This window comes from Nocardia barduliensis (genome assembly GCF_013315795.1).
In the GTDB taxonomy this organism is placed as follows: Bacteria; Actinomycetota; Actinomycetes; order Mycobacteriales; family Mycobacteriaceae; genus Nocardia; species Nocardia barduliensis.
Genome location: NZ_JABLTE010000171.1, coordinates 1 through 10,756, shown reverse-complemented (window position 1 = coordinate 10,756; position 10,756 = coordinate 1). Strand labels below are relative to the sequence as shown.

Below are 10,756 nucleotides of genomic sequence, written 5' to 3'. Positions count from 1 at the left end.
TGCCCGGCGGGCGTGTGCCGAAGCGCTGGTCATCGGGGTGGATGCGATCGTCGTCGAGGTGGGCCGGGCGGCCGGGGACATGGCGGCCCTCGACATGTTGTGCCGGTCGGCAGCCCTCGCGGATGCGGCGCTGTCGGTGGAGCTGCCGACGGGGCCGGCCTGGCCCGAGTCGGAGATCCGGGCGAAGGTGGCGGAGATCGCGGCCACGCTGCGGCGGCACGGCATACGCGGGCGGCTGCACGCGTTCGACCTCCGGGTATCGACGGCAGCCGCGGAACTGGCGCCGGACTGGCAGCGCGTGGCGATGGTCAACACGCTGACGGTCGTCAGTAAAGGGATGCGTGGCGCCACCGGGTGGATGGCTCGCGCGCTGCGGCCGGGGCCCGAGCAGATCGACGCCATCATCGACAATGCGCGTGGTGCGGGTGCTACCGGTGTCGCGATCCCGTACCCGCTGCTGTCCGAGAATTTTGTGCGGCGGACCAGCGCGGAGGGAATGCCTCTCGCGGTCTGGGGAGTGACCGGTTCGGTCCGGATACGCGAAATGCTCAGGATGGACGTCGGTGAGATATGGACGAGAACGACGGAGGATCTCGCCCTCCTACGCGCGGAGGTCGCCGAAAGCGGACTCCGGATACCCGAGGCGTTCTCAGCCTCGACACCACCATCGGACGGCCCTCCGAGGGCCACACCGTGGTCGGGGTCCACCGGTCGATGACACGCCCAGCCACAGCAGCTCATAGCTCGCCGCCAGAGATTTGATAGATCCTTGCGGCGCCAGCGATTACGCGTCGATGAACGTGGTCCCGATCTCCTTCATCTGCTCGACGACATAGGACGGGTCGAGCAGGGACTCAGGGGTGTGAATGCCCGGCGCTACCGGTTCGCCGCGGAGACCGAGGAGCCGTTCGACGCCGAGAGCGATGCCGAGAGCAGTGATGGGGCGCTGGCCTGCTGCGTGGATGAAGGTTCGGGTGGTGGCCAGGGGGATACCTGCGGCGGTCACTCCGTCGAGGTCGATGCGGACCTCGACGGAGGCGGGACCACCGCCGCGCCTGCCCGCGGATTCGCCGACGGTGAAGGCGAAGCTGACGTTCGGGGCGCCCGTCGCGAGGGCGATGCTGGTCACGTCGAGGATGGCGATGTTCTGGGCGGGCTGGTCGGCGCCGTCGGCGGTGCGCACGGTTGTCTCCATGTCCGAGCCGGTGACCCAGGTGAAGACGCCGTCGCGGCGGACGAGTCCGGCGGGGGCGGCTTTCGCCCAGCGTTCCAGGTCGGCGTGCGCGGCGGGCCCGCCCGAGTCCGTTTCGTCGAGGATTGCGCCGACCCTGATGGCGTCGACCTGCCCGAAGGCGCGCGTAGCGTCCATCGCGGCGAGCGTGACCAGACCCGCGGCCCAGTGACTGGCGACCAGGATCGGTGAGGCGGTCGCTCGCTGGGCGCCTGCGACGACCTCCGGGCCGATATCGACCAGGCCGCTGGAGATGCTGAGGTACGGGAGACCATGATCCTGGGCGTAGCGCAGTCCGTTCATGCGACGGTCCCACAGCATCGCGACCACCGCTGAAAAACGTTGCCCGGCAGGCAGTCCGAGGTCTTCGCGATCCAGGTCGATGACGACGGACGTGGCGCCGCCGAGTGCGTCGGACACCCGCCGCGCGCGCTCGCCATCGCGGCCCGCGATGGTCAGTGGTAGGTCGGGGTGCCGCCGGCGCAGCAGGGCGGCGGTGTCCGAGCCCGCCTGCCCGTACCCACCCAAGATCAGGACCGATGCCGTCTGCTCCACGATTTTTCCCTCTCCCGATTAAGCTACATTTTGTAACCTACTGTTTGTAGCTAAGCTGGCTCCAGTACGCAAGAGGAGGACGATGACCACGACACCGACTCGTCTGTCCAAGCAGGCCCGCCGGGCGCAACTGCTCGACGCGGCGATGGGGATCGTGCGCGACGCCGGCGCCGATGGACTGAGCCTGCCCACCCTCGCTGAGGCCGCGGGGGTGAGCAGGCCCATCGTGTACGACCACTTCGGTACCCGGTCCGGCCTGCTGCTGGCGCTCTATCGGCAACTCGATGAGCGACACCGGGCTGTCACGACGAAGGCGCTGCAATCGGCCGAGCCGACGGCGGCCGGGATCGCGCGCGTCATCAGCACCGCCTATTTCGCCTGTGCCACCGACATGCCGGAGTTCAATGCGGTTTCCGCTGCGCTGAAAGGAGATCCGGAGATGGAGGCCATCCAGCGCGAGATGTACGACAGCTACACGGACCTGATGGTTGCCGCGCTGGCCCCGCATTCCGCCCTATCCGGCGACGCGCTCCGGCTGCATTGCGTCGGCGCGCTCGGTGCGGCCGAAGCGATTGCCGCGCAACTGAATCGAGAGCGGGTCGGCATGGACGACGCGATCACCGCATTGACGGGGCTGATCATCGGCAGGCTCGGCGCGGGGGCCGACTAGCTGCGGTGTGGTGTCTGCACTGATCGTGGTGGCGACCATGCCCGGTTCGATCAGCGGTTCACTGTTTCGCGCGATCGTAGCGGCGCTGGGCGGCCATGACCTCCGGGGTGTGCCGACCGATCCAGGCCAGGAATTGCTGTAGCGAACCGGTGAGCCCTTGGCCGAGTGTGGTGAGTTCGTAGCTGACCCGTGGAGGTGTGGTCGGTTCCACGGTTCGTTCGACGAGGCCGTCCCGTACGAAAGTGCGCAGCGTCTGCGACAGCATCTTCTCGCTGATCCCGCCGATCATGCCGTGCAGCTCCGAGAAGCGGAGCGGCCCGTCGCCCAGCGCGGTCAGAATCAATGTGCCCCAACGGCTTGTGAGGTGATCGAGCACTTCGCGCGCGGGGCAGTCACTGTTGAACGCGTCACTCCGACGCGGCGCGGCAGCATGCAGTGCCTGCGAACGTACAGCCATATCAGGAGCTTACTTCAAGGTACGTCCTTACTTCTGGTAACCATTCGCCCTACGCTGCTTGCCATGGTCACAGTAATATTCGGAGCCAGTGGCAATGTGGGCCGTCACGTCGCAGCGGGGCTGACCGCGCGGGGCGAGCGGGTCCGCCTGACGAGCAGAAACCCCGATCCGGCCCGCTTCCCGCCCGGAGCGGACATCGTCGCGGCCGATCTCGAGCAGCCTGAGACATTGCCCGCCGCACTGGAAGGCGCGCAGCGAGTGTTTCTCTACGCCAAGCCGGACGGGATCGACGGATTCGTGGCGGCGGCCGAGTCCGCAGGCGTCCGGCACGTTGTGCTGCTCTCGTCCGGGGCCGTGTTGATGCCCGAGGCCGAGCACAACCCCATCGCGCGGCAGCACGCGGCCGTCGAGTCCGCTATCGAAAAGTCGAAGCTGGCGTGGACATTCATCCGGCCCGGCATGTTCGCAACGAACGCGCTGTGGTGGTGGCAGCAATCCATCCGAGAGGGGGCTGTCGCCCGCCTGCCGTATCCGGATGCGCTGACCGCACCCATCCACGAGAAAGACATGGCGGCGGTCGCGGTAACCGCGCTGACCGAACCGGGTCATCATGGTCGCGCCTACACCGTGCTCGGTCCCGAAGCGTTGACGCTGCGTCAACAGGTACGCCAGATCGGGGAGGCCATCGGCCGCGAAGTCACCGTGGAAGTGATATCCCTCGAACAGGCGCGCGCGGAACTGACCGAGACGGTGCCTGCGATCGGTGTCGAGGCGATCCTGGCCGGATGGCAGGCGGGAACCAGGAAACCGCCGCAGGTGTCCAAGCTGGTCGAGGAGATCACCGGCCGTCCCGCGCGTACGTTCGCGGAGTGGGCGAAGGATCACGCGGCCGACTTCCGCTGAGCCGGACCGAGCGCTACCAGCCGCACGATGTCCGAGAGCCAGGATGGCGGTCGGGCGAAATATCGAGGACCCGCGCCTACAAAAAATGTCCGCAAATCTACAAGAAAACGGTAGAGGCGGGCTGATGCCGGAACCTAGTGTGCCAGAAATAGTTTCGGCATCCCCTAGACAAGGAGACGTTGACCTGTCCGGGCGTGGGTCAGCCCAGGTGCCACCGGTGGACGCACGTTTGTGAGCGTCCCACCGGGGGCCGACGGGACGGCACCCCGGCCCACCGGTTCACGACCCGGCGGTCGTCTTCGACCTCGATAACCATAGGAACCAGCGATGACCTCCGACCCCGAGACCCTTCCGATAGCGTCGCCCAGCGCCTTCGATGGTCCGCGAGTGCGTCTCTACTCCGAGGAATTCGCGGCCGATCCGCACAGGTTCTACCGGGAGATGCGGCGGCGTTTCGGCTCGTTGGCACCGGTAGACCTGGCGCCAGGTGTCCCGGCCACCCTGGTGATCGGTTATCACGCCGCGCTGCAAATCCTGCACGACCCGGAGCGTTTCCCCTCCGATCCGCGCGCCTGGGAACGCGACATTCCCGCCGACTGCCGGATCCGGCCCATGATGGAATGGCGGTCCAACCCCATTCGCAGCGCAGGCGAAGACCATACGCGGTACCGGTCGGCGGCAGCGGGTGCACTCGGCAAGGTCGATTTGCACCAGCTGCACGCGACCATCCAGCAGATCGCCATCCCGCGGATCAACTCGTTCTGCGAGGACGGGCACTGCGATGTGGTGAGCCAGTACGCGCTGCCCGTCCTCTTCGGGACACTCAACGCGCTGCTCGGCAGCCCTTCGGTGCTGAGCCAACGCGCGGCGATCGCGATTGCGGCGATCTTCGACACCGTCGACGCCGAGGGCGGCAATCAGATGCTGTCCGAGGCGTTGCTGGAACTGACTCGGTTCAAACGCATCTATCCGGGCGCGGATGTCACCAGCTGGCTGATCGAGCATCCGGTAGGGCTCGACGACGACGAGATGCTGCACCAGCTGGTGCTGCTGTACGCCGCCGGAATCGAACCGCCGCTGAACCTGATCGGGAACACCATGCTGCTGCTGTTGACCGACGGGCGGTTCGCCGGGAGTCAGTCGACGCGGGATGCGCTGGAGGAGGTGTTGTTCAACGATCCGCCGATGTCGAACTACTACATCAGTTATCCGCGACAGCCGGTTCTCCTGGACAGTTCCTGGCTGCCGGCCCAGCAGCCAGTACTGATCAGCACGGCCGCCTGCAACAACGATCCTGCCATCCGGACGGGTGATGTCACCGACAATCGCTCGCACCTGGCGTTCAGTACGGGCCCGCACGCCTGCCCCGCACGCGCGGTCGCGGAGCTGATCGTGCAGGACGCGATCGACCAGCTGCTGGGTGCCCTACCCGAGATGCGGTTGGCAGTGCCCGCCTCTCAGTTGCAGTGGCGCCCGGGGCCGTTCCACCGGGCGTTGTCCGCGCTACCGGTCGTCTTCCCCAAGAGCCCGCCGATCCGCCTGAACGGCAATCCGTAGACCACTCGCCGGTCATGCGGGCACCAGCCGAGATCCCGGCGACGACCTTGCGATGTCGATGGTCGGTTTTGCGCCTTGCGCTGCTGTGCGAGAAGGTTTCCGCGTGACCGATCCGGAATACCGGCAAGCTCCTTTCGACATGATCGATGACGAGTCGATGGCCGACCGGGCCGCGCGCTGGCGCGACTACCTCCATACCAGGCAGGGGTCGGTCGGGATCGCCTTCCATGACGACGACTTCAAGTCATCGGCACTGGGCCAGAGCGTCGGTGAGTTCCAAGTCGTCAGATTCGGGTCCGGCGCCATCGACTACCAACGCTCCCAACGCGATGTGCGCATCGACGGCGACTACGGCTACCGACTCCTCATCCCGCTGGAAGGGTGTTTCAAACTCGCTCAGGGCGATTCCAGGGAAGTGTTCCACCCGGGCAGACTCGGCTTCATCCACTGGGGCAGCCCTTTGTACATGACGCACGACGAGACAATTCACGCGTTGATCATGACCGTCCCCGAGAAGTCGATCCGCCTCGCCCGCCCCGCAGACGCCCCACTCGCGCTGGACGAGACGCGGCCCGTGGTGCGCGCGCTGGATGGAGTGGTCCGTCAGCTCGCCGACAGCCGGCAACAGTGGACCACAACAGATTTCACCTACACATTTTCCAGTGCACTGACGCTGCTCGACGGGGGACTCACCCCCAACCGAGCCATCACGCTGACAGGAACCGAGAAGGATATCGAACGCGCGAAGGACGCTCAACGCGCACGTATCCTCATAGAACAAAAGGCCGGCGACCCCACGGTGACTCCAGAAGCCATCGCCGAAATGTGCGGGATGTCGTTGAAGACGCTGCACACCGTGTTGAAGGCGACCGAAGGCATCACACCCGGCGCGATGCTGCGCAAGATCCGCCTCGATCTCGCACGCCAGCGGTTGTCCACTCCATTGCCCATCGACATGGACCGGATCGCCGCAGAGGTCGGCTTCACGACGACACGGAGGTTCCGAGAGGCGTTCCAACGGCAGTTCGGGCAAACCCCGGCCCAGCTGCGCGAAGAGTTGTTCGGTATAGGCACGAGGGACACCACCGCCGGTGACCGGCCCGCACCGTAAGCGTCCTGCTCACTGATCGCCGCAGGGGGGGAGGCGGCGTTCTTCAGGTGGCTCGACATCGAGGGCGACCGGTCCCACGGTGGAGCCGACGACGTGCGATACAGACGAAAACCCACGGCGCGAGATGCCGCCGTGGGTTTTCGTCGTTCTGCGCGCCGGACGATCAGACGCAGACAGGACGCCAGATCGTGCCGCAGAAGAAGCGGTTCAAATCGGCCGAACCACTGGAGATCTCGTTGTTGTCGATCGCCCGTGGCTCGGCGGGGGCCTGCGCCTGCGCGGGAGCGACGGACATCAGCGCGGCACCGGCCAGCAGCGCACCCGCGACGATGTGGCGATTGACTCGAATCATCTCAAACCCGATCTCTTTGAGTTAGTTTCGGTCACGAATATGACCTCGGTGGCTGAATCGAGCGCCGTGCTCTGGCCGTTACAAACCTTCCGGCACGCGGCCACTTTGGAAGGCCGACGCACCGCCAGCCGGACGCGCCGGAGTGCGGCGCGAACAGTCCCATCCCTCGGCTCTTCCAAAGGGAGTCGCCCTGCGGGGTTGACAGCGTCTCCCGCAACCGGGCGATCCATCCGTCGATGATCAGCGCGGCCGGTGGAAACCAGGTGATGCGACAGACAGGCGCAACGTGTCATCGCGGTGGGTCAGGGTGAGTTCGTACCAGTCGGGGGTGCGGGCGTGTGCTCGGATGCTGTCGGTGTCGGTGGACAGCGTCACCGTCCAGCCGTGCTGCTCCCAGATGCGGACGATCACGGCCGGATAGATGTCGGCGCGGTCCGGCGCTGGTGGGTCGAGGAAGTAGCGGGCCTCGAGCCGGTCGACCTGGTAGATGTTGCCCGCGTCATCGTCGAACGGCAGTATGGTCTCGCCGTCGAGACCTTCCTGTGGGCGGATGCGCATCTGACCGCCCAACGCGTCGAGTAGCTCGGCGACGAGGTCGCGGATCCGGTCGCGGGCGGTGTCCTCGGTGAGTTCGCGGTTCCAAACGACCGTCCGTGCCGCCTGCGGCACGGACATGCTCGCCTGCCGCAATTCTTCCGGAGTCGGCGGTGTCGCGGGTGCGGCGGTCTGGTGCGGGAGATCGCGCTCGAGCTGGAAGCCGTAGCTCATCAGTTCGTCGAAGGTCTGGGCGAAGTCCAGTGGCCGATCCAGATGGCCGTCCGCCTCCCAGCCGATGGCGCCGCCGGGCAGATCGGGGGAGACGAAATAGCGAGTGTCGCCCAGGCCCTTGGCGATGAGCATCGCCCGGTCTCCGGGGATGTCCTCGCCCGTCTCCCAATTGCGTACCGACTCCGCCAAGCGCAGCGCGTGGTAGGTCCGCATGTCCCGGGGCCGGGTGGGACCGAAGGAGATCCCATCGAGATCGGTGAAGCCGGCGTGCACCGTGCCGAGGAACACCCGCAATGCCTCGGGCAGCGCGTCCCAATACGGCGGCCGGTCCGCGCCGAAGGTTTCCGGGTCCCATCCGATCCGGAATTCGTGCGGCTGAAACGGCTTGCGCAGCGCGTACAGCAGCACCCAATCGCCACGCAGCAGGCAGACCCGCACGTCATCGAGGCATTCCTCCAGCACAGCCCCGAAGCGCGGCAACAGGTCGACGAACAGTTCGAGATTCCACAACGCCACGGCCCCGGCACGCCGGGCACGGCAATCGCGGCCACCGGCGATCGCGGCCCACCTCGGGGGGACATGCGCCGCGGCCGACGAGCCAGGTTCGACCAGCAGCGCGCAGCCGGGACCGAACTCCGCCACGACGCGCGCGAACTCGACAGCATCCACGGCACCTATCGAACCGCATCCCCACCTCTGGAATCGCGACTTCTGCTGTCTGCTGCGCTCACCCGTCGATCCGGACAGCCGCGGATGCCGCGTTCGAGCAACATTCCGCGGCCGCGGCTCGAATGCGGTCACGGGTGAACCCCGTGCCGGTCGCCACCGATGAGTCAGTCGTTGCGCGCCGAAGTTTCACGAATTCGGTTGTCGAGGTGAGGGCTGGTCGATCTGTTCGCGGAGGATGTCGCCGTGACCCGCGTGCCTGGCGAACTCTTGGATCATGGCGAGCAGTGTCCATCGCATGCTGACGTTTCCCTCGCGGGGATTGTGCTTGGTGTCGTCGAGGTCGAAGCGGGAGGCGATCTCACGTGATCGTCGGCTTGCGCGCTCGAACTCGGCGATGACATCTGTCAGCGTCTCGTCGTCGGTGACGGCGAAGGTGCCCTCGTCGCGGCGTGCGTATCCATCGCATTCGGATTCCTCGAGTCCCGCCCAGAACCGTTGGAACCAGATCCGTTCCGCGGCAGCGGCGTGCTTGATCAAGGAGATCGGTGTCGTCAGCGACGCGACGAGTCGGCGGCGAGCATCGGCGTCGGACAGGCCGCGGACGGTCTCGATGAGCGCTTCGCGGTTGCGGTCGAGCATGTTCTCGATGATTGCTCGCTCGGTGCCGTTGGTGATCAGGTTGGTACTCAAGGTCTTTCACTCCGTTCTGTGATGTGGGCGAGGCGCGCGCGGTATGGACCGATGGGGCTGTATGACACACGGCAGCAGTGCGGCGATCGATCTCGGAGAGGGCCGAAAAGTTCGGTGTCAGGGAAGACCGGCAAAACCGGGAAGGCATTCGATCCGCTCTTCGCGCGGATTGCGCGCCGGAGCATGGCGAGGCGGGCCGACGTCGACATCGCAGCCCAGGTCTGTCAGGAGGCGCTGCTGCCTGGGGTCAATATATCGCAGGGTTTCGATCCGGGCCGCATGTCGCTGACGGCAGCCTTGGTGACACCATGGCCGCACTACACCGAAGGAGACCCGACATGACGATTCAGCGGATGGACAACGTCCTGATCGTTGTCGACGACCTGGACGCTGTTATCGCGTTCTTCGTCGAACTCGGTATGGAGCTGGAAGGCAAGGGGCCCCTCGAGTGGCAGGGGGCGGAGCGCGTCATCGGGCTCGAAGACGTTCGACAGGACGTCGCAATGCTGCGGATCCCGGGTGGCCCCGGCCGAGTCGAGCTGGCGAAGTTCCACCGGCCGAAGGCCATCACCGCCGAGCCGAAAGACGCGCCGGCGAACACGCTGGGTATTCGTCGCATCATGTTCGCCGTCGACGACATCGAGGACGTCGTCGCCCGCCTGCGTGCCCATGGCGCCGAACTCGTCGGCGAGCTGGTGCAGTACGAGGACACCTATCGGCTCTGCTACGTCCGTGGCCCCGAGGGCATCATCGTCGGACTGGCAGAGGAGCTCAGCTGAAGGTTGCTCAGCGCTCGGGAGGTCTCGGCCTGTCGCGGGCATCGCGAGGCTGTCCACCGTGACATTCCGCATTGATTGCGGCCGCTCGTTCCGGGAAACCGTTGACGACGAACGATATCCAGACCGGAGATTCTCGAGTGGCCTGTCGAGGATTTCCGCTGCACGACGGGTGTCGCACGATCGCAGGAGGTGTTGCATTGTCTGTCGCCCGCCACGACGGGGATGCCGCGACGGGCGCCGACCGCCCTCGCGGCCCAGCTGGTAACGAGGCCGCGGCCGCCGAACGATTCGCCGTCCGCAGTGCGGCGGCGTTGCTGGGCGCTGTGGCCGTCGGTATCGGGTTCGGCGTGCTCACAGCGCTGGTCCGGGCGCGATGGGAGCCGATGCAGACCGCGGATCAGGCGGTCACCGACAGCATCGTCGCCGTCGTGGCGGAGAACAGGATCCTGCGAACTGTTCTCGCCGGCATCACCCGTCTCGGAGGAACCGGCACGCTGGTGCTGATGCTCGTCGTCGGCGCGCTCTGGCTGCTGCTGCGTCGGCTACCACGACTCGCTGTCTACGTGGCGCTCACCGGCGCGGGCGGCCTGATCCTCAACCCGGTCGTCAAAGAGCTTGTCGCACGGCTGCGTCCGGTGGTGGAGACTCCCGTCCACACCGCAGGCGGGTGGAGCTTTCCCAGCGGACACGCGATGAGTTCACTGGTGTGCTATGGCGTTGTGCTGCTGGTCTTCGCACCCACCCTGCAAGCGGGCCCACGCCGCGCGCTGACCGGGCTCGTAGTCCTGGTCGTGATCGCCGTCGGGCTCAGCCGGATAGCGCTGGGCGTGCACTACCTCACCGACGTGCTCGCGGGCTGGCTACTCGGGTCGCTGTGGCTCGTGCTGGCCACCGTCGCGTTCCACCGATGGCGTGGCGACGCCGGAGTCGAGGACGCGGGCCCGTTACCTGGTGACGTACCGCCGGCCGACGAAGACGACTTGCGGCCGACCCCGGTTCGGCATGAGCCCACCC

General features: G+C 66.5%; 13 protein-coding genes. 8 read left to right on the top strand and 5 right to left on the bottom strand.

The annotated features are described in order from the left end of the window. A partial coding sequence (locus HOV91_RS36850; protein WP_174189831.1) for a PI-PLC domain-containing protein occupies positions 1-718 on the top strand: 718 nt, incomplete at its 5' end. Positions 719-784: 66 nt separating this feature from the next. Here HOV91_RS36850 and HOV91_RS36845 read toward each other — a convergent pair. After that, positions 785-1,786: a saccharopine dehydrogenase family protein gene (locus HOV91_RS36845; RefSeq protein WP_174189830.1), complete on the bottom strand. Its 1,002-nt coding sequence runs from the start codon at positions 1,784-1,786 to the stop codon at positions 785-787. Between the two features lie 82 nt (positions 1,787-1,868). Between HOV91_RS36845 and HOV91_RS36840 the strand changes: the two genes are divergently transcribed. Then, on the top strand, positions 1,869-2,456 hold the full coding sequence (locus HOV91_RS36840) for a TetR/AcrR family transcriptional regulator (RefSeq protein WP_174189829.1): 588 nt from the start codon (positions 1,869-1,871) through the stop codon (positions 2,454-2,456). Between the two features lie 58 nt (positions 2,457-2,514). Here the strand turns inward: HOV91_RS36840 and HOV91_RS36835 are convergent, their stop codons facing one another. Next, a complete protein-coding gene (locus tag HOV91_RS36835; protein ID WP_174189828.1) occupies positions 2,515-2,913 on the bottom strand; it encodes a winged helix-turn-helix transcriptional regulator in 399 nt (132 codons plus the stop codon). A gap of 63 nt (positions 2,914-2,976) precedes the next feature. Here HOV91_RS36835 and HOV91_RS36830 point away from each other — a divergent pair, with 63 nt between their 5' ends. The 3 genes from HOV91_RS36830 to HOV91_RS36820 all read left to right on the top strand — a co-directional run bounded on the left by HOV91_RS36830 (position 2,977) and on the right by HOV91_RS36820 (position 6,484). Continuing rightward, positions 2,977-3,816, top strand: coding sequence for an NAD(P)H-binding protein (locus HOV91_RS36830; RefSeq protein ID WP_174189827.1), 840 nt, complete (start codon positions 2,977-2,979; stop codon positions 3,814-3,816). 327 nt (positions 3,817-4,143) lie between these two features. Continuing rightward, a complete protein-coding gene (locus tag HOV91_RS36825) occupies positions 4,144-5,373 on the top strand; it encodes a cytochrome P450 family protein (protein ID WP_174189826.1) in 1,230 nt (409 codons plus the stop codon). Between the two features lie 103 nt (positions 5,374-5,476). Next, positions 5,477-6,484 carry an AraC family transcriptional regulator gene (locus HOV91_RS36820; RefSeq protein ID WP_174189825.1) on the top strand — a complete coding sequence of 336 codons (1,008 nt, stop codon included), beginning with the start codon at positions 5,477-5,479 and terminating at the stop codon, positions 6,482-6,484. A 163-nt stretch (positions 6,485-6,647) separates the two neighbouring features. Here HOV91_RS36820 and HOV91_RS36815 read toward each other — a convergent pair whose 3' ends face one another. The 3 genes from HOV91_RS36815 to HOV91_RS36805 form a co-directional block, all read right to left on the bottom strand. Beyond that, complete coding sequence (locus HOV91_RS36815) at positions 6,648-6,836, bottom strand: hypothetical protein (protein ID WP_174189824.1); 189 nt, start codon at positions 6,834-6,836, stop codon at positions 6,648-6,650. Between the two features lie 240 nt (positions 6,837-7,076). Then, a complete protein-coding gene (locus HOV91_RS36810) occupies positions 7,077-8,273 on the bottom strand; it encodes a hypothetical protein (protein ID WP_174189823.1) in 1,197 nt (398 codons plus the stop codon). A gap of 186 nt (positions 8,274-8,459) precedes the next feature. Then, positions 8,460-8,963: a DinB family protein gene (locus HOV91_RS36805; RefSeq protein ID WP_174189822.1), complete on the bottom strand. Its 504-nt coding sequence runs from the start codon at positions 8,961-8,963 to the stop codon at positions 8,460-8,462. Positions 8,964-9,077: 114 nt separating this feature from the next. Here HOV91_RS36805 and HOV91_RS36800 point away from each other — a divergent pair, with 114 nt between their 5' ends. From HOV91_RS36800 to HOV91_RS36790, 3 genes are all read left to right on the top strand, one after another. Then, on the top strand, positions 9,078-9,305 hold the full coding sequence (locus HOV91_RS36800; RefSeq protein ID WP_174189821.1) for a hypothetical protein: 228 nt from the start codon (positions 9,078-9,080) through the stop codon (positions 9,303-9,305). After that, complete coding sequence (locus HOV91_RS36795; protein WP_174189820.1) at positions 9,302-9,742, top strand: VOC family protein; 441 nt, start codon at positions 9,302-9,304, stop codon at positions 9,740-9,742. The genes HOV91_RS36800 and HOV91_RS36795 overlap by 4 nt, the downstream gene beginning before the upstream one ends. 197 nt (positions 9,743-9,939) lie before the next feature. Further along, positions 9,940-10,756, top strand: an 817-nt coding sequence (locus tag HOV91_RS36790; RefSeq protein ID WP_174189819.1) for a phosphatase PAP2 family protein, incomplete at its 3' end; no start/stop codon positions are given.

What these genes read in the sequence shown, in the direction of transcription:
- HOV91_RS36840 (WP_174189829.1), top strand. Translation starts at nt 1,869, where the DNA reads ATGACCACGACACCGACTCGTCTGTCCAAGCAGGCCCGCCGGGCGCAA.
- HOV91_RS36835 (WP_174189828.1), bottom strand. Translation starts at nt 2,913, where the DNA reads ATGGCTGTACGTTCGCAGGCACTGCATGCTGCCGCGCCGCGTCGGAGT.
- HOV91_RS36830 (WP_174189827.1), top strand. Translation starts at nt 2,977, where the DNA reads ATGGTCACAGTAATATTCGGAGCCAGTGGCAATGTGGGCCGTCACGTC.
- HOV91_RS36825 (WP_174189826.1), top strand. Translation starts at nt 4,144, where the DNA reads ATGACCTCCGACCCCGAGACCCTTCCGATAGCGTCGCCCAGCGCCTTC.
- HOV91_RS36815 (WP_174189824.1), bottom strand. Translation starts at nt 6,836, where the DNA reads ATGATTCGAGTCAATCGCCACATCGTCGCGGGTGCGCTGCTGGCCGGT.
- HOV91_RS36795 (WP_174189820.1), top strand. Translation starts at nt 9,302, where the DNA reads ATGACGATTCAGCGGATGGACAACGTCCTGATCGTTGTCGACGACCTG.